The following is a 26,147-nucleotide window of genomic DNA, read 5'->3' as shown; positions in this document are numbered from 1 at the left end:
GATTGTTGCGTTGGGGGACGATATGAGCCGCAAATATTTCGGGACGGACGGGATCCGGGGCCGCGCCAACGGACTGATCACGCCGGAGCTCGCGCTCAAGGTCGGCCAGGCCGCAGGCCTTGCGTTTCAGCGCGGTGACCACCGCCACCGTGTCGTGATCGGCAAGGACACCCGCCTCTCCGGTTACATGATCGAATACGCGATGGTCGCCGGCTTCACCTCGGTCGGAATGGACGTGCTGCTGGTCGGCCCGATGCCGACGCCGGCCGTCGCCATGCTGACCAAGTCGATGCGCGCCGATCTCGGCGTCATGATCTCGGCGTCGCACAATCTGTTCGAGGACAACGGCATCAAGCTGTTCGGCCCGCAGGGCTTCAAGCTCTCCGACGACGTCGAGCGGCAGATCGAGCAGCTGCTCGACGAGCCCATCGACAAGCGGCTCGCACAGAGCGCGAGCCTGGGGCGCGCCCGCCGCATCGACGGCGTGCATGACCGCTACATCGAATTCGCCAAGCGCACGCTGCCGCGCGACCTTTCGCTCGACGGCCTGCGCGTCGTGATCGATTGCGCCAATGGCGCCGCCTACAAGGTGGTGCCGGAAGCGCTGTGGGAGCTGGGCGCGGACGTCGTGCCGATCGGCGTCGAGCCCGACGGCTTCAACATCAACAAGGATTGCGGTTCGACCTCGCCGGAAGCGTTGTCGCGGAAGGTGCGCGAGATGCGCGCCGACATCGGCATCGCGCTCGACGGTGACGCCGATCGCGTCATCCTGGTCGACGAGCGCGGCCATGTCGTCGACGGCGACCAGCTGCTGGCGGTGATCGCGCAGAGCTGGAAGGAAGACGGCCGGCTGTCGCGGCCTGGCATCGTCGCCACCGTGATGTCCAATCTCGGCCTCGAGCGCTTCCTGAAAGGGCAGGGGCTCGATCTCGTCCGCACGCCGGTCGGCGACCGCTACGTGCTCGAGCAGATGTTGAACGGCGGCTACAATCTCGGCGGCGAGCAGTCCGGCCACATCATCCTGTCCGACTACGCCACCACCGGCGACGGCTTCGTGGCGGCGTTGCAGGTGCTGGCCGTGGTGCAGAAGCTGCGCCGCCCCGTATCCGAGGTCTGCCACCGCTTCGATCCGCTGCCGCAGATCCTCAAGAACGTCCGCCACAAGGGCGGCAAGCCCCTCGACGATACCGATGTGAAGTCGGCGATCTCCGACGGCGAGAAGCGGCTCAACGGCCACGGCCGCCTCTTGATCCGCTCCTCCGGCACCGAGCCCGTGATCCGCGTGATGGGCGAGGGCGAGGACCGCATCCTGGTCGAGGACGTCGTCGACACCATCGTTTTGGCGCTGGGCCAGGCGGCGGCGTAAGACTCTCTTACCCTCCCTTGGAGGTCCGGGACGAGAGCACCCGCGCATCCCAGCCATTTGCGATTGACGCTGGTTCCGCATCCGCTTGCATCGTAATGAGCGGATGCGGCGGTTCGCCGCGCCTGCCGGGATCGCTGCATTGAACAAGCCTGTCGTCGTCTCAGAGGAAACGCTGACCGAACCCGTCGTCGTCGCTGACGTGGCACCCGCCGCCAAGTCAGCTGCCAAGGCGGCAGGGCCGGCCTACATCGTGCTCGCCGGCATCAGCGTCTCGCACTTCCTCAACGACACCATGCAGTCGCTGATCGCCTCGGTGTATCCGATCCTGAAGGACACCTACGCGCTCGATTTCGCGCAGATCGGCATGATCACGCTGGCGTTCCAGTTCACCGCCTCGCTGCTGCAGCCCGTGGTCGGGCACTACACTGACAAGAAGGCACAGCCTTACTCGCTGGCGATCGGCATGGCCTCGACCTTCTTCGGCCTGCTGCTGCTCAGCGTCGCGCAGCAATATCTCGTCATCCTCGTCGCGGCGGCCTTCGTCGGTCTCGGCTCGGCGGTGTTTCACCCGGAGTCCGCGCGCATCGCGCGGCTCGCCTCCGGCGGCCGCTACGGCTTTGCGCAATCGGTGTTCCAGCTCGGCGGCAGCTTCGGCACCTCGATGGGGCCGGTGCTGGCGGCGCTGATCGTGGTGCCGTTCGGGCAGGGCAGCATCGCCTGGTTCTCCTCGATCGCGTTTCTCGCGATCCTCATCCTCTGGCGCATCGGCCGCTGGTACGCGCCGCAGATCAAGGCGAAGAAGACGACTGCCGTTCAGGCTCATCCGGACGCGCCGAGCTCGCGCCGCGTCGTCGTCGCACTGCTCGTGCTGGTCGCGCTGCTGTTCTCGAAGCAGCTCTACGTATCGAGCCTGTCCAGCTACTACATCTTCTATCTGATCGACCGCTTCGGCGTGTCGACGCAGGCCGCGCAGATCTACCTCTTCATCTTCCTCGCGGCGAATGCGGTCGGCGCATTTCTCGGCGGGCCCCTGGGTGACCGCTTCGGCCGCAAGATCGTGATCTGGATTTCGATCCTGGGCGCGCTGCCGTTCACGCTGGCGCTGCCCTATGCCGGGCTCCATGCGAGCGCAGTGCTCAGCGTGATTATCGGCCTCATCATTTCCTCGACGACGTCGTCGATCATCGTGTTCGCGCAGGAGCTGGTGCCGCACCGTTTCGGCATGATCTCCGGCGTTTTCTTCGGCGTCGCCTTCGGCATCGGGGGCCTCGGGGCCGCCGTGCTCGGCAAGCTCGCAGACCACACCTCGATCGAGTTCGTCTATCAGGTCTGCGCTTATCTGCCGGCGATCGGCCTGCTTGCGGTGTTCCTGCCCAAGCTGCCGCGGCACACGCGTTAACACTTCCTCTCTCGCTGCAGCGCACTTTCACGGATCGTTAGCAATTGCGGCCGAGGCGTCGCAATTGATGCGGCATTCCTGCAACGCTCACGCGCCGCGCGCGCGAGCAGTCAGAAAAAATCAACCTTAAAAATTAGGGTTAAGTGGCGCTTAAACATTTGCTGGCATCGTCCGCTCCGTGAGTTTCCAGAACGTGAGGCCTGCGTATTTGCCTCACCGGCCAAAAGGACGAAGCCAATGCGTAGCGTTAAGTCTCTCCTTGCCGCGGGTGCGGCAACCCTGATCTCGTCGATGGCGTTCGCCGCCGATATGCCGATCGCGGCGCCCCCTCCCATGTACGCGCCGCCGGCTCCGCCCGCCGACTTCGGAGGCTGGTATCTGCGCGGCGACATCGGCTTCAGCAATCAGAAGACCAGTGATCTCCACTACGGTCGCGAGTCCGCCTATTCGCAGCTCACGTCGTTCGACCAGAAGACGTCGTTCGATACCGCCGGCATCTACGGCGTGGGCGTGGGCTACCGGTTCAACAACTGGTTCCGGGCCGACGTGACCGGACAATACCGCGGCAATTCGAATTTCAAGGGCACGGATCGTTTCACGGGCACCGCGGGCGGTCTTGCCTATAACGGGATCGACAACTACAGCGCCAGCAAGTCCGAATGGCTGGTCCTGGCCAACGCGTATGTCGATCTTGGTACGTGGTGGTGCATCACGCCGTTCGTCGGCGCCGGCGTCGGCGGCGCGCGGGTCTCGATCTCGAACTTCACCGACACGGGCACCAACAGCCTGCCGTTCTCCACCACGAGCTTCGCCACGGCTCCGACGAGCTCGAAGTGGAATTTCGCCTGGGCGGCTCATGCGGGTCTTGCCTACAAGGTCAATCCGAACCTGGTCCTCGAACTGGCCTACAGCTATGTCGATCTGGGCCCGGGCCAGACCGGTATCCTGTCGGATTACACCGGAGCGACGACCAACAACGTCTTCAAGTTCAAGGATATCACGTCGCACGACCTCAAGCTCGGCGTGCGCTGGAATCTCGACAGCCCGCCGGTCTACGCGCCGCCGCCGCTCGTCACCAAGGGCTGATCGTAAGCTTTCTCGCTGACAAGCCTCATCGGTTAAACTCTCTTAACGGCGCGGGATCATCCCGCGCCGTTTTGCTTTGCGTATTTTTCATGGCAAGCGGCGATGGGTGCCTCCGCCGCAACCATTGGTTAAGGTTAACGAGCCATGATCACGAGCGAAAAGTTCGAGTTCGATGGAGCGTTGCGATGCGTGGGCTTTTGTTGGCAGCGGTGATGTTGGGGACGGTGTCAGCTGCGCACGCGGCCGACATGCCGGATCTGCCGATCCTGCGCGGGAGCTTCACCGACGGCCTGACCAATGCCCGGCCGAATTGGCAGGGCTACTACGTCGGTGGTCAGGGTGACTACGGCACGATCACCTCGAAAGTCTCCTCGACGATCAACAGCGATCTGCAATCGACTTTCGTCACTCCCGGGCCAGGCTACAACTGGCAGCCGCTTGGCGCCGCGCAGAGCAGCACGGCCGGTTACGGCGTGTTTGCCGGATATAACGGGCAATGGGACGACGTGGTTCTCAGCATCGAGGCGAATTACATCCATGGCGGCTTCAAGTCGACCTCAAGCTCGACGGGACTGGCGTTCGACAACAATACCGTCGCCGCCACCACGAAGACCTCCGCGGTCGTCGCGATACCGGACTTCGGCTCGCTGCGCATGCGTGCCGGCTATGCCTGGGGATGCTTCCTGCCCTACGCTTTCTTCGGCGGTGGCCTCGGCAGTCAGACCGTCGACCGTTACGCCGCGGCGTGGCCCTCGCCGGCACGGCCGGCGACGACGTTCGCGAGCAAGACCAAGCTCGTTTATGGCTATTCGGCGGGCGCAGGCGTCGACGTCATGCTGGTCGGGGGACTGTTTGCCCGTGCCGAATATGAATACCAGCGCGTGACGGCGGACATCGAATCGAACATCCACTCCGTTCGCGCCGGCCTCGGCTACAAGTTCTGAAACGGGGCAGCCGCGGCGCGGTTGACAGCTCCGCTCCGTCCTGATGCTCTGTGCCCCAAAACGGGGCAGCAGCGATGAAGGTCTACGGCGACAGCAATTCCGGAAACTGTCTGAAGGTGAAGTGGGTCTGCGATCATCTCGCATTGCCCTATCACTGGATCGAGATCGACACGCGCAAGGGCGAGACGCGCACCCCGCAATTCCTTGCGATGAACGGCGCCGGCCAGGTGCCCACTGTGGCATTCGACGACGGCCGCACGCTGGCGCAATCCAACGCCATCATCCGCTATCTCGCCCGCGACAGCGTGCTGGTTCCGCGCGACGCCTTTACAGCCGCGAAGATGGACGAATGGCTGTTCTGGGAACAGTACAGCCACGAGCCCTATGTCGCGGTGTGCCGCTTCCTGCTCGTCTATCTCGGCAAGGACGTCTCCGAGCTCGACCCCGACAAGGTCAAGCGCGGCTATGCGGCGCTCGACCGCATGGAGCAGCATCTTTCGGCCAGCCGCTTCTTCGTCGGTGACGCGGTTTCGCTCGCCGACGTCTCGCTGCTCGCCTATACCCGCCTGGCGCATGAGGGCGGCTTCGATCTCGGCCGCCATGCTTCCGTCCGCCGCTGGATCGGCGAGGTTGAAGCGTTTCTCGGTCTTCCGCCAGCGCGCTGAGGTGGGAGTTGCCTGACATGAACGCCGCATCCGTCTCCATTCGCATCGCGCGCCGCGACGACGTTCCCGCCATCGTGGCGATGCTGGCCGACGATCGTCTCGGTCGCGCGCGCGAGCGCGTGGAGGATCCGCTGCCCGCCGCCTATTACGACGCGTTCGCGCGGGTCGAGCGCGATCCGAATCTCACGCTCGTGGTGGCCGAGAGCGAGGGCAGGGTGGTCGGCTGCCTGCAACTCGCGATCCTGCCGGGCATCAGCTCGCAAGGCGGTAGTCGCGGCCTGCTCGAAGACGTGCGCGTTGCCACTGATTGTCGCAGCCGCGGCATCGGCGAGCAGCTGGTGCAATGGGCGGTGACGGAAGCAAAGGCACGCGGCTGCAATCTGGTCGAATTGCTGACCCACCATACGCGAACCGACGCGCAGCGCTTCTACACGCGGCTCGGATTCACAGCGAGCCACGTCGGTATGACTGTCCGCTTTTGAGCCAGCACGAGCGTTCTCGCGCGAAGTGCGCTGCCGGTTCGCTGAAAGAAAACGCATCAATCAGGAAATCCACAGCCCCCTTGCGATGTATCGGAATGGGCCTGCGGCCGCATGCGTTGCTTGATCAGCAGAATCGGATCGCACGTTCGTTCATCTTAAGGGCTGATAAACTACCCGTCCTTCGTTCATGTTCCCACTGGAACGAACGGTGCTACGCAGCGTCAGAAACCGGGCTCGGTCGGTTCGGGGATTTCGATGACAAGCTATTCAATCATCAAGGTCGGCAACGACTATGTCGTGCAGGCCAACGACAAATGCATTTTGAAAGTCGGCAGCCGCCGCCGGGCCGCGCAATTGATCAGCGAGGCCACGGGCTTGCTGAATGCGCTGGCGGTCGTGCAATCCCCTGATATCGCAGCGGAAGCGCCTTCACTCCAGCGTGAGACGCCGGAACTTCCTTGACTGCCCTTCCCGATTCCCGTATCAGCCGCGGCGGGACACCTCCCCCCAACGGGAGGCTTACTATCTGGAAGGGTAGATTATGACTGTAGCGAAGCCCGCTTCGCGGCCCATCGTGCCGCATTTCTCCTCCGGCCCCTGCGCCAAGCGCCCCGGCTGGAACGCCCAAAATCTCAAGGACGCAGCGCTCGGCCGCTCGCATCGCGCGAAGGTCGGCAAGACCAAGCTCAAGCTCGCGATCGATCTGACGCGTGAGGTGCTCGAGGTGCCCGCCGATTACCGCATCGGCATCGTGCCGGCCTCCGATACCGGCGCGGTCGAGATGGCGCTGTGGTCGCTGCTGGGTGCGCGGCCCGTCACCACGCTCGCCTGGGAATCCTTCGGCGAGGGCTGGGTCAGCGACATCGTCAAGGAATTGAAGCTCAAGGACGTCACCAAGCTGAACGCAGCCTATGGTGAAATCCCCGATCTCTCCAAGGTCGATCCGAAGTCCGACGTCGTCTTCACCTGGAACGGCACCACCTCAGGCGTGCGCGTGCCGAACGCCGATTGGATCAGCGCGACCCGCGAGGGCCTCACCATCTGCGACGCGACGTCTGCAGCGTTCGCGCAGCCGCTCGACTGGGCCAAGCTCGACGTCGTCACCTTCTCCTGGCAGAAGGCGCTCGGCGGTGAAGCCGCGCACGGCATGCTGATCCTGTCGCCCCGCGCGGTGGAACGGCTCGAGACCTACAAGCCGGCCTGGCCGCTGCCGAAGATCTTCCGCATGACCAAGGGCGGCAAGATCAACGAAGGCATCTTCGTCGGCGAGACCATCAACACGCCGTCGATGCTCTGCGTCGAGGATTATCTCGACGCGCTGAACTGGGCCAAGTCGATCGGGGGCCTCAAGGCGCTGATCGCGCGTGCCGACGCCAACACCAAGGTGCTCGCCGACTGGAAGGCGAAGACGCCCTGGATCGACTTCCTGGCCAAGGACGCGGCGATCCGCTCCAACACCTCGGTGTGCCTCAAGTTCACCGATCCCGCGATCATCTCGCTGTCCGAGGATGCGCAGGCCGACTTCTCCAAGAAGCTCGTTGCGCTGATCGAGAAGGAAGGCGCCGGTTACGACTTCGCCTATTACCGCGATGCCCCGGCGGGCCTGCGTATCTGGTGCGGCGCCACCGTCGAAGCCAAGGACGTCGAGCTGCTGACGCAGTGGATCGACTGGGCCTTCGCCGAGACCAAGGCCGCGCTCGCCAAGGCGGCGTAAGCAGGCTTCGCTCGTCGCATTATCTCATCTCGTCATGGCCGGGCTCGACCCGGCCATCCATCAATCAAGGCAGATGGATCCGCGGGTTTCTAGCGCCAAGACGTGCTTCGCGCTTCAGCCCTACGGATGACGTTCCGTAAATGCAGCTCGCACCACGGATCATCCCATGACCAAACCCAAAGTTCTCATTTCCGACGCGCTCTCTCCCGCCGCCGTTCAGATCTTCAAAGACCGCGGCGTCGAGGTCGACTTCCAGCCCAACCTCGGCAAGGACAAGGACAAGCTCGCCGAGATCATCGGCAATTACGACGGCCTCGCGATCCGTTCGGCGACCAAGGCGACCGCCAAGATCCTGGAGAAGGCGACCAACCTCAAGGTGATCGGCCGCGCCGGCATCGGCGTCGACAACGTCGAGATCCCGGCCGCCACGGCCAAGGGCATCATCGTGATGAACACGCCGTTCGGCAATTCGATCACGACCGCCGAGCACGCCATCACCCTGATGCTGGCGCTCGCCCGCGAGATTCCGCAGGCCGATGCCTCCACCCAGGCCGGCAAGTGGGAGAAGAACCGCTTCATGGGCGTCGAGATCACCGGCAAGGTGCTCGGCGTCGTCGGCTGCGGCAATATCGGTTCGATCGTCGCCGACCGCGCGCTCGGCCTGCGCATGAAGGTGATCGCGTTCGACCCCTTCCTGTCGCCGGAGCGCGCCAAGGACATCGGCGTCGAGAAGGTCGAGCTCGACGATCTGCTCAAGCGCGCCGACTTCATCACGCTGCACACACCGCTGACCGAGAAGACCAAGAACATCATCGACGCGGCCGCGATCGCGAAGATGAAGAAGGGCGTGCGCCTGATCAATTGCGCCCGCGGCGGTCTGGTCGACGAGCAGGCGGTGGTCGATGCGCTCAATTCCAAGCACATCGCCGGCGCTGCCTTCGACGTGTTCGTCGAGGAGCCCGCGAACAAGAACGTGCTGTTCGGCCATCCCAACGTGATCTGCACGCCGCATCTCGGCGCCTCCACCACCGAAGCGCAGGAGAACGTCGCGCTGCAGGTCGCCGAGCAGATGTCGGATTATCTGCTCACCGGCGCGATCTCGAACGCGGTCAACTTCCCGTCGATCACGGCGGAAGAAGCGCCGAAGCTGAAGCCGTTCATCTCGCTTGCCGAGAAGCTCGGCTCGTTCGCGGGCCAGCTCACCGAGAGCGGCATCCTCAAGGTTGAGATCACCTATGAGGGCCACGTCGCCGAGATGAAGATCAAAGCGATCACCTCGGCCGTGCTGTCGGGCCTGCTGCGCCCGATGCTGGGCGAGGTCAACGTCGTGTCCGCGCCCGTCGTCGCCAAGGAGCGCGGCATGGTGGTGGACGAGATCGTGCGCGCCGCCCAGAGCGACTATGAGAGCCTGATCACCGTCACCGTCACCACCGAGCGGCAGGAGCGGTCGGTCTCGGGCACCGTCTATGCCGACGGCAAACCGCGCCTCGTCGACATCAAGGGCATCCGGGTCGACGCCGAGTTCGGCAAGTCGATGATCTACGTGACCAACGAAGACAAGCCGGGCTTCATCGGCAAGTTCGCGAGCCTGCTCGGCGATGCCAAGCTCAACATCGCCACCTTCCATCTCGGCCGCGTCGCGCCCGGCAGCGATGCCATCGCCCTCGTCGAGGTCGACGGCGCGGTGCCGGCGGACCTGCTCGCCAAGGTGCAGGCGCTGCCGCAGGTCAAGCAGGCCAAGGCGTTGACGTTCTGAGACCCGGTCATTCCGGGTTCGGCTCTTCGAGCCGCCCCGGAATGACGAACAACATATATTCCGACCCGCGGAACAACGCCGCCTCCATCATCTGGAGGCGGCGTTTTATTTCTCCCGCAGCCTGCCGACTTTGTGTACCAATGGCGTCCAGGACGCTTCGTACCAATCGTTCGACAAGGGAGAAAACAATGCGTGAAGCCGTCATCGTTTCCTATGCGCGCACGGGCCTCGCAAAATCCGGCCGCGGCGGGTTCAACATCACGCCGCCGATGTCGCTCGCGGCGCACGCCATCCACCACGCGGTCGACCGCGCCGGCGTCGACAAGGACTACGTCGAGGATTGCTATCTCGGCAATTGCGCCCATGGCGCGCCGAACATCGGCCGCCAGGCCGCGTTGCTCGCCGGCATGCCGAAGACCACCGCCGGCGTTTCGGTGAACCGCTTCTGCTCCTCGGGGCTGCAGACCATCGCGATGGCCGCCAACTCGATCCGCTCCGACGGTGCCGACTGCATCGTCGCCGGCGGCGTCGAGAGCATCTCGATGCCGGGCGGCGGCACGCCGAAGGAATCGATCGATCCTGAATTGCTCAAGGTCGCCCCCGATATCTTCATGGCGATGATCGACACCGCCGACATCGTCGCCGAGCGCTACAAGCTCAGCCGCGAATACCAGGACGAGTTCTCGCTGGAATCGCAGCGCCGCATGGCGGCGGCCCAGCAGGCGAACAAGTTCAAGGACGAGATCGTCCCGATGAAGACCAAGATGAAGGTCGTCGACAAGCAGACCAAGGCCGAGTCGATCGTCGATTACGTCGTCGATCGCGACGAGTGCAACCGGCCCGAGACCACGATGGAAGGCCTTGCCAAGCTCGAGCCAGTGAAGGGGCCCGGCAAGTTCGTCACCGCCGGCAATGCCAGCCAGCTCTCCGACGGCGCCGCCGCCGTGGTGCTGATGGAAGCCAAGGACGCCGAGAAGCGCGGCCTGAAGCCGCTCGGCCGCTTCGTCGCCTGGGCCACCGCCGGCTGCGAGCCCGACGAGATGGGCATCGGCCCGGTGTTCGCGATTCCGAAGCTGCTCAAGCGCACCGGCCTCAAGATCGACGACATCGACCTGTGGGAGCTCAATGAGGCCTTCGCCAGCCAGTGCCTGTATTGCCGTGACCAGCTCGGCATCGATCCCGCCAAGTACAACGTCAACGGCGGCTCGATCGCGATCGGCCATCCCTTCGGCATGACCGGCGCCCGTCTCACCGGCCATCTGCTGCAGGAAGGCGCGCGCCGCAAGGCCAAGTGGGGCGTGGTGACGATGTGCATCGGCGGCGGCCAGGGCGGCGCCGGCCTGTTCGAGATCTACAGCTGATCCGTAAGCGACGACCTCAATACTCCACGCACGGCGCCGCGAGGCGCCGTGTTTCGTTTTCGGAACTGATTTGTGCACTCAACCGTGCACAAAGGCGAGTGCTGCAATAAATACACGTATTTGTACGTGCCCGCAAATTAACGGAAGGTTTGATGCCTTAGCGCTTCATCAACCGTATCTGTCACCATCGGGTCTTTCGTCAGATGCGGCTTCTCTCTCTTCGTCTCACCCACAAGATCACCGCGATCGGCGTGATCGGCGTCATTGGCGTCGTCCTGATCGGTGGCATTCACCTCTATGGTGAGAAAGCGATGGCCGTCTATCGCAACGCCGCCGAAGAGGCGCGCACGGTGTTCGAGCTGAACAACAGGATCGCGGTCGAGCTGCTGGAAGCGCGCCGGGCCGAAAAGGATTTCCTGCTGCGCAGCGATCCAGCCAGGGCCCAGCGCCAGGCCGAGATCAGCCGGCAGGTGGCGCTCGACATCGACACGCTTCGCGGCAGGATCTCCGGCCTCGGCAAGCCCGAGCTGGCGCAAAAGATCGACGCGATGAACGCATCGCTGAAGACCTACCAGGCGCGCTTTGCCGCGGTGGTCGAGGAACGGCAGCGGCTCGGCCTCGACGAGAAATCCGGGCTCGAAGGGCGCCTGCGCGCCTCCGTGCACGGCATCGAGAGCCAGGTCGACCAGCTGCAGGACTCTTCTCTCAAGGTGATCATGCTGATGATGCGCCGGCACGAGAAGGATTTCATGCTGCGGCGCGACGCCAGATATGGCGATGACATCAAGAAGCGTGGGACCGAATTTTCAGCCGCTCTCAACGCCAGCGCCATTCCTGACCACGCGAAAGCCGAGCTTCGCCAGAAGCTCGCCGATTACCAGCGCGATTTCTCCGCCTGGATGGAGACCGCGCTGAAGCTCGCGGCCGAGCTGAAGGCGATGTCCGAAGCCTTCTCCGCGGTCGAGCCCGTCATCGAGCACATCTCGAAGTCGGTCGACCAGATTCGCATCGAGGCCGACCGGCTGAACGAGGCCGAGCGTACCGGCATCCAGTTCTGGATTGCGGTCGCGATCGCGCTGATCGCATCCGCCGTGCTCGGCCTCGGCATCTTCATCGGCCGCTCGGTGTCGAAGCCGCTGACCGCGATGCGCGCGGCGATGATCGAGCTCGCCAACGGCAATTTCGCCATCGTGCTGCCCGGGCTCGGCCGTCCCGACGAGATCGGCGAGATCGCGCAGGCCGTCGAGACGTTCAAGATCAATGCCGAGCGCAAGGCGAAGGAAGAGGCGGAAGAGAAGATCAGGCAGGACAAGCTCGCCGCCGAGCGCCGCCGCGCCGACATGATCCGGATGGCCGACGATTTCGAAGGCGCGGTCGGCGAGATCGTCGAGACCGTATCGTCCGCTGCCAACGAGCTCGAGGCTTCGGCCACGTCTCTGACCACGACGGCCGGCCGGTCGAGCGAGCTTGCTACGCTGGTCGAGGCGGCGTCCGAAGAGGCTGCGACCAACGTTCAGTCGGTGGCGTCCGCGGCGGAAGAGCTCACCGCCTCCGTCAACGAGATCAGCCGCCAGGTGCAGGCCTCCGCGCGCATGGCCGGCGAGGCCGTCAGCCAGGCCGGACAGACCAACGACCGCGTCAGCGAATTGTCGAAGGCGGCCGCACGCATCGGCGACGTGGTCGAGCTGATCAACGCCATTGCGGGCCAGACCAATCTGTTGGCGCTGAACGCCACCATCGAGGCCGCGCGCGCCGGCGAAGCGGGGCGCGGCTTTGCCGTGGTGGCCTCGGAGTGAAGGCGCTCGCCGAGCAGACCGCGAAGGCGACCGGCGACATCGGCCAGCAGATCTCGAGCATCCAGGTCGCAACGCAGGATTCCGTCGGCGCGATCAAGACCATCGGCGGCACCATCGAGCGGCTGTCCGAAATCTCATCGACCATTGCGGCCGCGGTGGAAGAGCAGGGCGCTGCGACCAGCGAGATCTCGCGCAACGTCCAGAACGCCGCCGCCGGCACCACGCAGGTCAGCGCCAACATCTCCAGCGTGCGCCAGGCCGCGACCGAGACGGGATCTGCCTCCTCGCAGGTGCTGTCCGCCGCGCAGTCGCTGTCGAACGACAGCAACCGGCTGAAGATCGAGGTCAGCAGGTTCCTGGAGACGGTGCGCGCGGCGTGAGCTAAGGGGCGCGCTGCCTCTTCGCTACGCTCGCAATGACGGTGGGCGCCTCACGCCCCCGCCAGCGCCGGTGCGAACACGACTTCGATCAGCGTGCCGTGGCCCGCGCTCTTGATGTTGAAGCGGGCGCGGTTGGCTTCGACCAGGGCCTTGGTCAGCGACAGGTTCAGCGCCGCATTGTCCGCGGCATCGCCGGGCGGCGGGGTGCGGAACGGCTCCATGGCGGCGGCGACCTCGCGCTCGGAAAGGCCATGGCCGGTGTCGCGGATGCGCAGCGCGATCTCGCCGCGGTCGGTCGTGGCGGTCGAGACGATGACCTGGCCGCCGGCACTGGCGAGCCGGATCGAGTTCGAGATCAGATTCATGGTGATCTGCCGCATCGCGCGCGCATCGACATGCACCTGCGGCAGCGCATGTGCCAGCGAGGTCCGGATGATGATGCGCTCGCGATTGGCCTGCGGCTGCATCACCGTCACGCAGGCTTCGACGAGGTCGTTGAGGTTGAGGTTGGCGAAGTTGAGGTCGAGCTTGCCGGTCTCGATCCGCGACAGCTCCAGCAAATCGTCGATGATCGCGATGACGCGCTCGCCGGAGGCGCGGATGTCCTTCATGTATTCGCCGTAGCGCTCGTTGCCGAGCGTGCCGAAGCGCTCGGAGATCATCACCTCGGCAAAGCCGATGATGGCGTTGAGCGGCGTGCGGATCTCGTGGCTGATCCGCGCCAGCATGTCGGCCTTGGCGTTGGCCGCACCGTGGACGAGGCGGCGCGCCTGCGTCAGCTCGCTTTCGCCCTGCTTGCTCTGGCTGAGGTCGCGGAACACGGCGAAGAAGTTCGGCCCGTCCGGCCGCGTGCGGCCCATGATCATCGCGAGCGGAATGACGCCGCCCTTCTTCTCGCGGCCCAGCACCTCGCGGCCGTGGTCGAGCAGGCTCGCAATGTCCTGGCTCTTGAGGCTTTCGAGATAGTCGACGACGATCTGCTGGCTCTCGGGCGCGAACAGCGTCACAAGGTTCTGCTCGAGCAGCGCCTCGCCGTCATAGCCGAACAGCGCTTCCGCGCTGCGGTTGCAGGCGTGGATGTTGCCTTCGGCATCGAACATGACGATGCCCTCGGCCGTGGTGTCGAGGATCGCGGCGAGATCCTCCGCCTCGGCTTCGCCGACCGCGGGCTCGAGCTCGGGCGCGTAAGGGAAGGACTCCGGGACGATGGCTTCGGCAACGACACTCTCTGCGATCACGGCGGCGGGGGCGGGGGCCGCCTGCGGCAGCGCGCAGATCAGCGCATGCGCACTCTCGCCGTCCCAGTCGATCGTGTGCAGATGCGCTTGCGTGGTCGGAAGCGGCGCTTCGCCGTTCGCGACCGTCGCGCTGATCGCGACCGGCGTGCCGGCCTGCGAGGTGCTGCTCGCCGGGGACACGCCGGGCTCGACATAGAGCGCATCCAGCCCGCCGGCGTCTTCCAGCGCATGGATGTCGGCATAGCCGATGCGGGCAAGAAACGCGGGGTTGGCGTAGAGCAGGCGGTCGAGCCGGTAGATCAGGATGCCGCTCGGCAACAGGTCGAGCAGCGTGCGGTCGCGCGCGCTCATCCCGCGCGGCGGCGGCGCGGGATCGGTCAGCCATTCGGCCGCGGGTGGCGGCGCAGGCTCCGGCGCCGGCGCTTCAGCAGTGATCTCCGCCACGGGCTCGGACGCTTCCGCGATCGCCTCGCGCTCGCGCTCCAGCCGTTCGGACAATTGCCGGGCGAGCTCGTTGAACGCGCTGTTCTCGACCGGCGTCAGCGTCGGCGACGATCGCGCATCGCCGGCCAGACGGAACGGCACGACATTGGGAGGGGTTTCCAAGGAAGTCTCGACTGGCGTTTCCACTGGGATGTCCGGATCTTTTGGCTGTGAATTCGCGTCGCTGGTGGGTTCGGGTTGTTCGGCTTCGGCGGTCGGCTCGGGCTCGATCGGCGGAGGCGGCACCTCCGCCACCGGCTCGGGCTCTTCCACCGGCTCGGCCTCTTTCAATGGCTCCGGCTCGACCACCTCGGTGGCCTGGTGGTGCTGCGCCGGCGGCTCGCTCAGCAGCTCGAAGCGCCTGAGCGCATCGAGCCGGTTGAGAGCGTCGAGATCGCGGCAGACGCCAAAGCCCTTGAAGCCCGCGAACTCGCGCGCGGCATCGTAAGTCGGCAGGCCCGCCAGCTCGACCGGCAGAAGCGCGCCGCCATCGGCCGGCCAGTTCAATGTGATCCCGGCCCAGGTGTCGTGGCTCGCCAGCGCCTGTGCGACGCGCCCCTGCGGGTCGAGCGCGAATGTGTCCGCGATCTCGTGCCAGGGACGGCCGAAACCGCCGGCGGTGCGCGCGCCGATCAGGCGGATGAATTCGTCGGAGAGCAGCACAAAGCGGCCCTCGGCATCCGTCTGCCAGAGGAAACGCAGCGGATGCTGACGCGGTGCGGGCGGCTCTTGACCCGACAAGTCTTGACCCGGCGGCGGCTCGACCATGGAGGACGTGATCGGCGCAGCCTGCGGCGACACCATGGCTTCCGGTGGGTTTTCAACCGGAGTCTTCGCCGTGATGTCGGCGGCCTGCTCGGCCACGTCGTGCACCGGATCTCGATCGGTCTGTTCGACCGCGTCCTCAACCGTCACCTGCGGTTCGGGCGCGGTCTCGTTTGCCGTGGCCGCCTCGACCGGCTCGGCGAACGCATCGAACAAGGAGATCCCCGCCGAGACGTCCTGCGATGGCGGCGGCTCGCTCGGCATGGACGCCGCGTCTTGCGCGGGCTCGACCGGCGCCTCGCGCGTGCTCTCCGCCGTGCTCTCGGGCACGGGCTCGGCAGGCCTCTGCTCGACGGGCCTTTCTTGCGCCGCGGCCGTCGGCTCGATCAGCGCGACCAGGCCGACATCGGCGCCGCGGCCAACCCGTTGCAGCACCATCTGGCCGATCCCGATCGGCGTCTCGACGCGGCCGTCGCGCAGCGCATCGCTGCGCGCCTGCTCGAGGCCGGCCTCACCGAGATCGCGAAAGCCGAGCAGGGCGCGGGCGGCTGCGCTGGCGCCGACGAACAGGCCGTCGGGCGCGAACGCCGCCATCGGCATGTCGGCGCCTTCGACCAGGCGATGCAGCCGCTCGACCAGCGGCATGCTGCGCAGGCTCGGGTCCATCGCGGTGACGAGCACCGCATGGCTGCCGTCGGCAAATTCGAGCCGGGCGCAGGCGCAGGTCATCAGCGTGCCGAGCTTGGCGCCGAAGCCGCGCAGGCGTTCGAGCCGCACACTGCCGTTCGCCGGCAGCTGGCGCGTGAGCCTGACGATCTGGCGGCGATGGGGGTCGGCAGGGCCGAACGCCTTGTCCGCCAGCGCCGCGCTATGTGCCGCGCCGAACAGCCTTGCGCCGACCGGATTGGCCCACAGCACGCGCGCGCCGTCGGTCGACCACAGCCAGGCCGGCAAAGGGGAGGTCGCATGCACGGCCAGCCGCGGATCGCCCACCCCTCGCAACTGGAAATCCGAACTCGTCATCCGACCGGCTTTAAGTCTCACGCTGGCAGCTGGCGGCTGCCGGAATGGCAGCCTTAAGAAAGGGTTAGTATTGCGCGCGTCCGCCCGCAGGTCCACGGCTGGGGCTTTCGGAGGACCCCCAAAGCCGCGATAACCTTAATCCCGCCAACCCCGCAAGCCGCCGCCCGTTTCATCCAAGGGATTCGGAGGGAGAGAGGGCCGGCTTCTTACCCTCCCCTGGAGCGGGTGGGTCGGCTCGCAGCGCGCCAGCGATGTGAGCCGGGGTGGGGCGATCCCTCCACTCGGGCAGTTGTGCGAGGTGGAGGGACCGTCACCCCACCTCAGTTCGCATTGCGCTTTGCTTCATGCGAACCGATCCACCCCCTCCAGGGGAGGATGGGACACCGTTGATGCCGCACGACGGCGGCACCCACTTCAACCCCCGGTTCCCCCATACCGGAACCTCACCCTCCCCGAGATTAAATTTGCGCGCCGCACCCTCGGGACGCGTTGCGCTGCACAATGTTGACACGATAGGCTGCAATATTACGGGGGCTGGGCGAGCCATCTCGTTGTTTCGCGTTTCCAGTCTTCGTTCCCGCCAGTCTTCAAAGCAGAGACAGGGCCCCGGTTGGCCGGCGGGCGCGCCAGAAGGCTCACTCCATTTTTTCATTATCGTGAGGGACGACCATGACAGGTGCGACTGATCCGTTTTCTGCCTCGATCATTCCGTTCGAGGTTCCCGAGCAGATGCGTGCGTTCGCCGAAAAGGGCGTGTCGCAGGCCCGCGAAAACTACGCCAAGTTCAAGGACGCGGCCGAGACCCATAACGGCACCGTCGAGGCCGTGTTCACCTCGGCCTCCAAGGGCGCCAGCGAGTACAATGCCAAGCTGGTCGAGTTCATGAAGGCCAACACCAGCGCGCATCTGGACTTCGCCCAGGAGCTGTTCAGCGTGAAGTCGCCGTCGGACGCGTTCGCGCTGTGGACCAACCATTCCCGCAAGCAGCTCGAGACCTTCCAGTCGCAGGCCAAGGAGCTGGCCGAGCTCGCCCAGCGCGTCGCCGCCGAGACCGCCGAGCCGATCAAGGCCTCTGCCTCGAAGTACATGCCGCCCGCCGCCTGAGCGCCGACGCAGATTTGAATCGAGAGAACCCGGGCCGAAACGCCCGGGTTTTTTCTTTCTTCGCCTCTCCCGCTTCCTGGAAGGTCGTCATGCCCGGGCTTGTCCCGGCATCCACGTTCTTGGTGCCGCGGGAAAGGCGTGGATGGCCGGGACAAGCCCGGCCATGACGATGTGGGAGCCTGAGTGCCCGAAGCGCCAGCATCACGTGCGGTGCCGTACTGGAGAAGCCGCACAACACTCCAATGCGCGCCATCGCGGCCGATTTTACGGCCCCGAACGCAATTTCACCCGGTTTTTCACCCCATTGCGGCCTTGCCAAACCGGGCCGTTGCACCTAGTTTCCGCCCCGTCCAGCCCCCCTTGGTCGACGGCCTTTTCAGGCACCCCTTGAGGGCGGCTCGCCAGGATGCAGTTGTAGCTCAGTTGGTTAGAGCGCCTGTCTGTGGAACAGGAGGTCGGTGGTTCGAGCCCACCCAACTGTACCAGCGGGTGCCAACGATTAAGCAGACACCACCAGGGGACGGCCACACCAGCGTCCTAGCGTCTTAAGCATTCTCGGATTGGTGGCGTTCAGACGCGGCTGTTGTCGTGTGACTAGACACCGTTGTCATACGTTCTCGCAGTCGGGGGCTATGCTATTTTACGGTGACAATGCACCAAATCAGCAATGCCGATCAAAGCCTATCATGCACAGTCACCGTAGCTCGCGGTTCGCAATGCGATAGAGCCAAAGACGTTCATGGACAAGCAAGCCGGGCGGAAAAGATCGTGAGTTTCTTCGAGCGTCTCAAGACAGCAGCATCCGGTGAGTGGCGGGCCTACACCGAGCATCCCTTCACGAACGGATTGGCGGACGGTTCGCTCCCTGAAGCCGCGTTTCGTCACTACCTCGTTCAGGATTACCTGTTTCTCATCGAGTTTGCCCGCGCCTACGCGCTCGCGGTCTACAAGTCGCCTGGGCTTGCCGACATGCGTGAAGCCGCGGCCGGCCTGTCGGCCATCCTCGATGTCGAGATGAGCCTGCATGTAAAACTCTGTGCCGATTGGGGTCTGTCCCCGGCCGACCTTGAACAGACCCCTCCGGCGGCCGAGATGCTGGCCTATACGCGCTACGTGCTCGACGCTGGGATGCGCGGCGATCTGCTGGCGCTCAAGGTGGCGCTTGCACCTTGCGTGATCGGGTACGCGGAAATCGCAACGCGGCTCGCTGCGCGCCCCGGTGCAGACGCCGCGACGAATGCCTATCGCGTCTGGATCGCCGAGTACGCCGGCGCGCCGTACCAGGAGATTGCTGCCAAGGCGCGGGCGCATCTGGATCATCTCGCCGATCGCTACGCCACGCCGGCCCGCGAGGCGGAGCTGATCGCGATCTTCAAGGAAGCCACCCGGCTCGAGGCGGACTTTTGGGAGATGGGCTGGCGCGTGGGCCGGCGCACTCAATAGCGCTTTCGGCAGTCATCAAGATGATGGCGACAGTGCACGCAGGCACGCGCCTTACCCAATCATCGCCTTGATCTGTGCCGTATCCGCAAACTCGATCAGCTCTACAATCTTGCCGTCCTGAAATCTGAACAGATCCAAGATCTCGGTGCTGACCGTTTTTCCGGTCGGATGGTATCGCGCGTTGACGCGGCAATGGACGGCGACGCGATCGCCGTCGACCAGCTCGGCCAGGATCTCGCGGCCTTCGAAGCCGAAGCCGGCGGTCAATTGAGCGAAACCTGCGTGCAGGGTCGGGTGGCCTTGCATGCTTCCTGCCAGTTCGAGCGCGCCCTTGTTGCCCATCAAGGTGAATGCGCCCTCGGGGTGAAAAGCCGCCACCAAGCTATCGGTGTTGCCGCTGTCATCAATGCGAGCATCTCTTCGCGCTGTGCCATGTCAGCCTCCCTGCAAGACGTATCAGGGCATCTTAACGACCTTTGCGTGTAAAGGCAAAATCAGCGCTACGATGGTGCAGGGGCTCACCCCTTCACCACCCACACCACCACCGGCAATGTCACCGCCGCCAGCAACGTGCCCAGCGCCACCGCGCCCGAGACCGGGTTCACCAGCCGCTGATACTGCACCGCGAAGATGTAGGCGTTGGCGCCGGTCGGCATGGCCGCGAACAGCACGACGACGCCGGCGGCGATTGGGGGCAGGCCGAGCAGTCGTGTCAGCACGAAGGCGGCGGCCGGCATGGCGGCGAGCTTCAGCGCGCACATCACCAGGATGCTCAGCTTCTCGCCCTTCACCTCGAAGCGGAACAAATTGATGCCGAGCGCGATCAGCGCCGTCGGCGAGCCCGCTTGCGCGAGCAACTCGATGGTGCGGTCGACGACGGGGGTGAGGCCGAGGCCGGTGAAACGCCAGATGACGCCGAAGCCGATCGCCAGCATCAGGGGGTTGCGGGCGAGGTCGGTGAGCACGGGGCGGATCACCGACAGCGCCGAGCCGGTGCGTTTCTGGCTCACCAGCTCCATCTGCAGGATGCCGCAGAGCCAGAGCAGCGGCGTGTTCACCGACAGGATCAGCGCCATCGGCCCCGCCGCCTCGTTGCCGAGCGCGGAGAGCACGAGGGGAATGCCGAGCATCACGATGTTGCCGTACACCGAGCCGATCGCGAACACGACGCCGTCCTCGCGGTCCTCACGCCGCGCGCGGATCAGCGCGGAGATCAGAAGCGCCGCGATCCAGGTCAGGGCGAGCGCGCCGTAATAGGCGCCCCACATCCTGTAGGGGCTGACATCGGGGAATTCCGAGACGACGATGGTGCGGAACAGCAGGGCGGGGATCGCGATGCTGAAGGCGAATTCGCTGATGCCCTTGTGCGCGCTTTCCGAGACGAAGCGAAACAGCACCGCGGCATAGCCGGCGGCGATCAGCGCAAACACCGGAGCGACGATCAGCAGTGTGGCCATGCGCGCCTACGATCCCAGTTCGATGATCCCGCGCGCGATCTGCACATTGGGAGTAGCCAATCATTCCTGCCTTCCAGCGTCTCCGCCGCTGATGACGATCATAGGGCTCGATGATGGAGAGAGTTGACAGGAATTCCCGCAACGCGAGTGCAAAATAGCGGCAAGGCTGACTAAAGACAATTTTGTGCACGGCCACCGTAATCGATTTCATACTCAGAAATCTGGTGGAAGTCTTGGGAGGGCGGCCGGATTGCAATTGCCGAAGGGCAATCTCGTGTAACCTGCAGCTTCATTTAACCTAATGTATTCTCTGATCGATTGGGAACCCATGGCCCTTGCCGCCGACCGTCTCCTCCCTGCCATCGAAGCGATCTACGATGCCGCGGCGAGCCCATCACTTTGGCCATCCGCTCTTGGCAAGATCGCCGACTGCTTCGATGACACCGGCGCGATCCTGCAGTGGCGAAGGGACGATGGGGCGTTCGGAGCCATCGCCTCCGAACGCCTCGCGCCTGCGCTCGCCGACTATGGGGCGCGTTGGGCGCAGCATGATTTCAAGGCCGAACGTTGCGTTTCGTCCGGCCTTTACGTCAGCGGCGAGCCCTTCACCGATCGACACATCGGCCCGATCGACGACGCCTACCTCAACCATCCCTTCAGCAAGGAATTCCTTGCTAGGCATGGTTTGGGCTGGTTCGGATCGATCGGGGTGTCACCCGACGCACGGATCCTCGTGGCGCTCAGCGTGCAGCGAGCCTTCGCCAAGTCGCAGTTCTCCGACGCCGAACTGGACCTGATAGCGACGCTCGGGCGCCATGCCGAGAAATCGTTGCGGCTGTCGATCCGGCTGCTCGATACCGAACTGGCCAATCTGGGCCTTGGCGACGCCCTCGCGCGGATCGGCATTGGCGTGTTTGCGCTGGACTCGTCGGCCCGTGTGCTGTTCGCCAATCCGGTCGGGGAGAGCCTTCTCGGCGAGGTGTTCGACCTCGTGAACGATCGTCTGCGTGTTCGCATGGCAGCGAGCCGGGCGCCGTTCGAGACCGCGATGACGCAAACGCTTCGCGCCGAGGCGCGCGATCTGCTGGCCGAGCCGAGACCCATTCTCGTCGAGGCGAGCGCAACTGGCCGGCGTTTCGTCATCTACCTCCTGCCGATCACCGCCGGCGCACACCCGGAGAGTCATTTTCTGACCCGCACGCGAGCGATCGTGCTCGCGATCGAGTTGAAATCTGCCGAGCCGCCGGATCCCGCCATCGTGCGGGACATCCTGGGCTTGACGCTCGGGGAGGCCAGGATCGCCTCGCTGGTGGGGTCGGGCGTTCCGCCGAAACAAGCTGCGGGGCGGCTTGGGATTGCCGAAGAGACGGCGCGCAATGTGCTGAAGCGCGTATTTCAGAAGCTCGGCATATCCAGGCAGAGCGAACTCGCAGCGCTGCTTGGCCGGCTCGTGTTGCGCGGGCCCTGAACCGCCGGCCTTTGGAGGATCGGCGTCGGGAACGGCTTTCAATCGCCGCTACGATCCCAGTCCGATGATGCGGCGCGCCATGCGGACATTGGCATAGTCGATCATCTTGCCGTCCAGCGTCACCGCGCCCTCGCCGTTCGCCTCCGCCTGCTCCATGGCCTCGACGATGCGCCGCGCCTGCGCCAGCTCCGCGGCCGTCGGCATGAAGGCCCGCAGCGTCGGCTCGATCTGGTCGGGGTGGATGACCTGCTTGCCGTCGAAGCCCATCGCCGCGGCCTTCTGCGCGCTGCTTTCCGTCAGCCTCGCGTCGCGGAACGCGCCGCAGGGGCCGTCGATGGCGATCAGGCCGCGCGCGCGGGCGGCCACCAGCAGGCGCATCATGGGATAGGCGAACAGATCGAGCGGCGCTGAGGCATAGCCGGTCTGCACTGAACCGACATGGCGGTAGCCGTCCGGCGACACGCCGATGTCGGAGGAGCGCGCGCCGATGGAAGCGGCGAAATCGCCGACGCCGAGGTGCAGCGCGGCGACGCTGGCGTGGCACGCGGCGAGCGCGTCGACATTGACGAGGCCGAGCGCGGTCTCGATCAGCAAGTCCAGCGCGACCGGTGCGGCGCGATCGGGCGCGGCCGCGCGCAGCTGATCGGCGATCGCCACGATGTCGCTCGGGTTCTCGGCCTTCGGCACGATCAAGGCATCGAGCCGCGGCAGCGCCGCCAGCGTGCGGAGCTCATCGCCGATGAACGGGCTGTCGACGGCGTTGATCCTGACAGTCACGCGCTTGCTGCCCCAGTCGAGCGCGGCGAGCGATTGCACGGCTTCGCCCAGGGCAAGGCTCTTCTCGGACGGCGGCACCGCGTCCTCGAGGTCCATGAACACCGCATCCGCCATGGAGCTGGCTGCCTTGGCGACGAGACGGGCGCGATGCGCGGGGACGGCGAGGGTGGCCCGCACGGGCTGCTGATGCGCCATCGTCACGCGTCCTTCTCAAGGCCAAGTTCGCTGATGATGGCCTCGTTGTGCTGCCCCACATCGGGCACCGGATCCATCCGCGGCGTGAGGCCCGGAATGGTCAGCGCGGGCAGGAAGCTCATCACCGGTCCGCAGGGCGATCCCACGCTTTGCACGCGCGAGCGCGCATGGAGTTGCTCATGCGCCAGGAACGCCTCGACCGAGTTCAGATGCGCGTTGGCGACCCCGGCCTCATCCAGCAGCCGCAGCACCGCTTCGCCGGTCATGGACGCAAAGCGCTGCTCGATATGGGCCTGCAGCTCGTCGCGGTTCTGCATGCGCAGCGGATTGGTGCGGAAGCGCGGGTCGTCGGCAAATGCGGCATCGCCGAGCACGATGCGGCAGAGCGAGCGCCATTCCCGGTCGTTCTGGATGCCGAAGAAGACGGTCGCGCCGTCGCCGACCCGGAACGGGCCGTAGGGCGCGATCGTGGCGTGCCTTGCGCCGGTGCGCGGCAGCGGCCGGCCGGTACTCTGCGTATAGAAGGCGGGGTAGCTCATCCAGTCCGTGATGGAATCGAACAGCGAGGCCTGGAACGCCGTGCCCTTGCCGGTCCGCTCGCGGCGGTACAGCGCCATCAACACGCCGTTGAGGATGTACATGCCGGTGGCAATGTCGACCACGGACAGCCCCACCTTGGCCGGCTCCGCCTCGGTGCCGTTGATCGCGAGTACGCCGGCCTCGCACTGCACCAGGAGGTCATAGGCCTTCTTGTCGCTGTAGGGACCGCCGGTGCCATAGCCCGAGACGTCGCAGGCGATGATGCGCGGATGCTTTTTGAGGAGCGAAGCCGCATCGAGGCCGAGTCTTTCAGCCGCGCCCGGCGCGAGGTTCTGGATGAATACGTCGGCCTGCGGCAGCAGGGCGTCGAGCACCTTGCGGCCGTCCTCGCTCTTGATGTCGATGGCGAGGCTCTCCTTGGAGCGGTTGGTCCAGACGAACTGGCTCGACATCCCGTTCATCACATGGTCGTAGTCCCGGCAGAAATCGCCCGCGCCCGGCCGCTCGATCTTGATGACCCGCGCGCCCCAGTCCGCCAGATGACGGCTGGCCAGCGGCGCTGCGATCGCCTGCTCGAGCGAGACCACCGTGACGCCCGAAAGCGGCAGCTCCGCCTCATTCCTCTCCATGTGACTTCTCCTCACGTGCGCTTGTCGACCGGCGCAGGAGACAAGCCGGCCACCCCACGCGCATCTTCTTGGATGTGACATGATGCCCCTGCTTTGCCCGGCAAGTCAAACGTGGCTTCGTTTAATCCTAAAAATTGCTGAGGGATTACCGGGACTTGGCTACTGTGCATGGGGTTGTTTTCGCGATTTTTGGGGTTGGCCTTCAGGAACTGTCGATCGCTGGTACCAGGCTGTCCGCCTGTTGCCGAGACCGCACAGCTCCGACCTTTCGCATCTCCCATCGGTTGCCAACGAACCGCGGTTCACCCACTATCCGCTTCCTGTTCGACCTGTGGGGGACGAGATGCCGGCGCTTTGCTTCAAGACATCCTTGGCTGCTGCAACCCTCGGGATGGCCCTGGCCGTGCTGGTCCGGCCCGGCGCCGGCTTCGCCTACACCCAGGAGGAGCAGCAGGCCTGCACGCCGGATGCGATGCGACTGTGCGGCGAGTTCGTGCCGAACGTCGATGCCATCACCGCCTGCATGATCAAGAAGAAGGCGCAGCTCTCGCCGCAATGCGCGGTGTTCTTCCGCCGCGGACCGGAGCCGGGCGAGCAGCGTGCCGGCAGGCCGACCAACATCGCGCCCAAAACGGCGAAGAAGACCACCAAGCCGGCGAGCAAGAAGAAGAAGACCAGCGACGGCTGAGCGCGGGGGCCTGCGTTCCTCTTTCGAAACCTCGTAAGGTAACGGACTCCTTTTGTTCGCGCAGACTGGCGCGAGGCTTGCGGCGTTGACGGACAGGCGCAACGGAAAAGAGTCGGGTGCCACTCTGCGCGGCGAGGTTGCATCCGGTATTCTGCCGAACGACTGCTCAAAAAACGCACACGAGCCTGGATGCACTGCGTTTCATTGCAGTTCGTGTTGCGCCTTGCACATCGTAGTGTGACTCAAAAGCCAGCACGCCTTGTTATTTCGTGACCGCCGCGCTGCTCCCGATAAATTTATCTTTCACGAATCAGCGCGGTGATTCATTTTCGTAGCCTGGGGTCAATCTGGAGGCCGAAGGTATGAACGTCATTGTTTTTGCATCGCGTAAAGGCGGCTCGGGCAAGAGTACCCTCGCCGCACATCTTGCCGCACAGATCAAGGCGAGCAAGCAGGTCATGCTCGTGGACGCGGACCCGCAGGGCTCGCTGACGCTGTGGCACAAGCTGCGCGGCACCAACGAGCCGCCGATCAAGGCGGCCGTGAACTCCGTCAGCGGCATCGTCTCCGCCGCCAGGCGCGACGGTTATGAATGGGTGTTGATCGACACGCCGCCGAACCTGTCGGCCGTCGTCGACGACGCGATCAAGAACGCCACCATGGTGGTGATTCCCGCCCGTCCCGGCGTGTTCGACGTCAACGCGGTGCAGGAGACCATCCAGATGTGCCGCGCCGCGCGCAAGCCCTATGCGGTCGTGCTCAACGGTGCGCCTGCCAAGCGCGACGAAGCCGAAAGCCCGATCGTCACCATCGCCCGCGAAGCCCTGGCGAAATTCCGTGCGCCGGTGTGGGGCGGCCAGATCACCAACCGTTCGGATCTCCTGATGGCGTTGAGCCATGGCGAGGGCGCACGGGAGTATCAGGCCGAGAGCCGTGCGGCTCAGGAAATCGCAAGGCTGTGGGCGGCAATCGAGCGTTCAGTGAAGGCCATTCGCGGCACGGCGTCGGCATCCGGCGCAATGCACAAGCAGGCAGCCTAATTTTTCATAAATCATTCCCCGGACGACAAACGCGCGGACGCCCGCGCGTTTTGCGTTTCCGGATGATGGTCCGTCATGCCGGGACAAGCCCGGCCATGGCGACGAGGAAGGAGAGCTGACCTGCAAGCCGAAGCTTACGCCACCATCAGCATGTAGAACACGATGACCGGCGACAGCGTCAGGATCACCGACCAGATGCCGACGGCCCAGAGAATGTCCTCGGTGGTAAAGCCCTGCTCGGTGGACAGCTTCTCGTAATCAGCGTCGAAATGCGACGCCATTTCATTATGACTATTCACAAACGCCCCCGCGATTTCTTCGCTTATGGGCGTGGACGATACCCGGGAT

The 26,147-nt window shown here is 65.0% G+C and carries 21 protein-coding genes, 1 tRNA gene and 1 pseudogene; 17 read left to right on the top strand and 6 right to left on the bottom strand.

Annotation, left to right across the window (positions count from 1 at the left end; all coding sequences use genetic code 11):
* Window positions 1-22 precede the first annotated feature (22 nt).
* The 11 genes and pseudogenes from glmM to RPS27_RS15515 all read left to right on the top strand — a co-directional run bounded on the left by glmM (window position 23) and on the right by RPS27_RS15515 (window position 12,949).
* Window positions 23-1,366, top strand: a complete 1,344-nt coding sequence (gene glmM / locus RPS27_RS15565) for a phosphoglucosamine mutase (RefSeq protein WP_212068011.1) — start codon at window positions 23-25, stop codon at window positions 1,364-1,366.
* 139 nt (window positions 1,367-1,505) lie between these two features.
* Window positions 1,506-2,765, top strand: a complete 1,260-nt coding sequence (locus tag RPS27_RS15560; RefSeq protein ID WP_212068012.1) for an MFS transporter — start codon at window positions 1,506-1,508, stop codon at window positions 2,763-2,765.
* A gap of 237 nt (window positions 2,766-3,002) precedes the next feature.
* Complete coding sequence (locus RPS27_RS15555) at window positions 3,003-3,851, top strand: outer membrane protein (protein ID WP_249132076.1); 849 nt, start codon at window positions 3,003-3,005, stop codon at window positions 3,849-3,851.
* Between the two features lie 185 nt (window positions 3,852-4,036).
* Entirely contained in the window at window positions 4,037-4,795 is a 759-nt protein-coding gene (locus tag RPS27_RS15550; protein ID WP_212068013.1) for an outer membrane protein, read from the top strand.
* A 74-nt stretch (window positions 4,796-4,869) separates the two neighbouring features.
* Window positions 4,870-5,460 (top strand): glutathione S-transferase family protein, encoded by a 591-nt coding sequence (locus RPS27_RS15545; protein WP_212068014.1) that lies wholly within the window; start codon window positions 4,870-4,872, stop codon window positions 5,458-5,460.
* A gap of 17 nt (window positions 5,461-5,477) precedes the next feature.
* On the top strand, window positions 5,478-5,942 hold the full coding sequence (locus tag RPS27_RS15540; protein WP_212068015.1) for a GNAT family N-acetyltransferase: 465 nt from the start codon (window positions 5,478-5,480) through the stop codon (window positions 5,940-5,942).
* Window positions 5,943-6,197: 255 nt separating this feature from the next.
* On the top strand, window positions 6,198-6,404 hold the full coding sequence (locus RPS27_RS15535) for a hypothetical protein (protein ID WP_194406144.1): 207 nt from the start codon (window positions 6,198-6,200) through the stop codon (window positions 6,402-6,404).
* A 79-nt stretch (window positions 6,405-6,483) separates the two neighbouring features.
* Complete coding sequence (locus RPS27_RS15530) at window positions 6,484-7,656, top strand: phosphoserine transaminase (RefSeq protein ID WP_212068016.1); 1,173 nt, start codon at window positions 6,484-6,486, stop codon at window positions 7,654-7,656.
* 166 nt (window positions 7,657-7,822) lie between these two features.
* The gene (gene serA / locus RPS27_RS15525) at window positions 7,823-9,412 is read left to right on the top strand and encodes a phosphoglycerate dehydrogenase (protein WP_194406146.1); all 1,590 of its coding nucleotides are present in this window, start codon (window positions 7,823-7,825) and stop codon (window positions 9,410-9,412) included.
* Between the two features lie 188 nt (window positions 9,413-9,600).
* A complete protein-coding gene (locus tag RPS27_RS15520) occupies window positions 9,601-10,773 on the top strand; it encodes a thiolase family protein (protein ID WP_212068017.1) in 1,173 nt (390 codons plus the stop codon).
* 203 nt (window positions 10,774-10,976) lie between these two features.
* Window positions 10,977-12,949, top strand: a pseudogene (locus RPS27_RS15515) (methyl-accepting chemotaxis protein).
* 50 nt (window positions 12,950-12,999) lie between these two features.
* Here RPS27_RS15515 and RPS27_RS15510 read toward each other — a convergent pair.
* Complete coding sequence (locus RPS27_RS15510) at window positions 13,000-16,458, bottom strand: PAS domain-containing protein (RefSeq protein ID WP_212068018.1); 3,459 nt, start codon at window positions 16,456-16,458, stop codon at window positions 13,000-13,002.
* Window positions 16,459-17,127: 669 nt separating this feature from the next.
* Here RPS27_RS15510 and RPS27_RS15505 point away from each other — a divergent pair.
* The 3 genes from RPS27_RS15505 to tenA all read left to right on the top strand — a co-directional run bounded on the left by RPS27_RS15505 (window position 17,128) and on the right by tenA (window position 19,005).
* Window positions 17,128-17,562, top strand: coding sequence for a phasin (locus tag RPS27_RS15505; RefSeq protein WP_194406150.1), 435 nt, complete (start codon window positions 17,128-17,130; stop codon window positions 17,560-17,562).
* A gap of 408 nt (window positions 17,563-17,970) precedes the next feature.
* Window positions 17,971-18,047, top strand: a tRNA-His gene (locus tag RPS27_RS15500).
* 283 nt (window positions 18,048-18,330) lie between these two features.
* Window positions 18,331-19,005 (top strand): thiaminase II, encoded by a 675-nt coding sequence (tenA, locus tag RPS27_RS15495; protein ID WP_212068019.1) that lies wholly within the window; start codon window positions 18,331-18,333, stop codon window positions 19,003-19,005.
* A 51-nt stretch (window positions 19,006-19,056) separates the two neighbouring features.
* Here tenA and RPS27_RS15490 read toward each other — a convergent pair whose 3' ends face one another.
* Together RPS27_RS15490 and RPS27_RS15485 are read right to left on the bottom strand one after the other, a co-directional pair.
* Window positions 19,057-19,383: a nuclear transport factor 2 family protein gene (locus RPS27_RS15490; protein WP_313754111.1), complete on the bottom strand. Its 327-nt coding sequence runs from the start codon at window positions 19,381-19,383 to the stop codon at window positions 19,057-19,059.
* 140 nt (window positions 19,384-19,523) lie between these two features.
* Window positions 19,524-20,462, bottom strand: a complete 939-nt coding sequence (locus RPS27_RS15485; RefSeq protein ID WP_212068021.1) for an AEC family transporter — start codon at window positions 20,460-20,462, stop codon at window positions 19,524-19,526.
* A 328-nt stretch (window positions 20,463-20,790) separates the two neighbouring features.
* On the opposite strand from RPS27_RS15485, the gene RPS27_RS15480 reads away from it, so the two are divergent.
* Complete coding sequence (locus RPS27_RS15480; RefSeq protein ID WP_194406157.1) at window positions 20,791-21,930, top strand: helix-turn-helix transcriptional regulator; 1,140 nt, start codon at window positions 20,791-20,793, stop codon at window positions 21,928-21,930.
* Window positions 21,931-21,978: 48 nt separating this feature from the next.
* Here RPS27_RS15480 and RPS27_RS15475 read toward each other — a convergent pair whose 3' ends face one another.
* Both RPS27_RS15475 and RPS27_RS15470 read right to left on the bottom strand, forming a co-directional pair.
* Complete coding sequence (locus tag RPS27_RS15475; protein WP_212068022.1) at window positions 21,979-22,902, bottom strand: CoA ester lyase; 924 nt, start codon at window positions 22,900-22,902, stop codon at window positions 21,979-21,981.
* A gap of 2 nt (window positions 22,903-22,904) precedes the next feature.
* Complete coding sequence (locus RPS27_RS15470) at window positions 22,905-24,071, bottom strand: CaiB/BaiF CoA-transferase family protein (protein ID WP_212068023.1); 1,167 nt, start codon at window positions 24,069-24,071, stop codon at window positions 22,905-22,907.
* A gap of 343 nt (window positions 24,072-24,414) precedes the next feature.
* Here RPS27_RS15470 and RPS27_RS15465 point away from each other — a divergent pair, with 343 nt between their 5' ends.
* Both RPS27_RS15465 and RPS27_RS15460 read left to right on the top strand, forming a co-directional pair.
* A complete protein-coding gene (locus RPS27_RS15465; protein WP_212068024.1) occupies window positions 24,415-24,759 on the top strand; it encodes a hypothetical protein in 345 nt (114 codons plus the stop codon).
* A gap of 362 nt (window positions 24,760-25,121) precedes the next feature.
* Window positions 25,122-25,799: a ParA family protein gene (locus RPS27_RS15460; RefSeq protein WP_038948136.1), complete on the top strand. Its 678-nt coding sequence runs from the start codon at window positions 25,122-25,124 to the stop codon at window positions 25,797-25,799.
* Window positions 25,800-25,933: 134 nt separating this feature from the next.
* Here RPS27_RS15460 and RPS27_RS15455 read toward each other — a convergent pair whose 3' ends face one another.
* Window positions 25,934-26,098: a hypothetical protein gene (locus RPS27_RS15455; protein ID WP_313754214.1), complete on the bottom strand. Its 165-nt coding sequence runs from the start codon at window positions 26,096-26,098 to the stop codon at window positions 25,934-25,936.
* Window positions 26,099-26,147 lie beyond the last annotated feature (49 nt).

It is taken from the genome of Bradyrhizobium sp. WYCCWR 12699, assembly GCF_032144035.1.
GTDB lineage: Bacteria > Pseudomonadota > Alphaproteobacteria > Rhizobiales > Xanthobacteraceae > Bradyrhizobium.
This window is presented reverse-complemented; position numbering and strand designations above follow the sequence as displayed.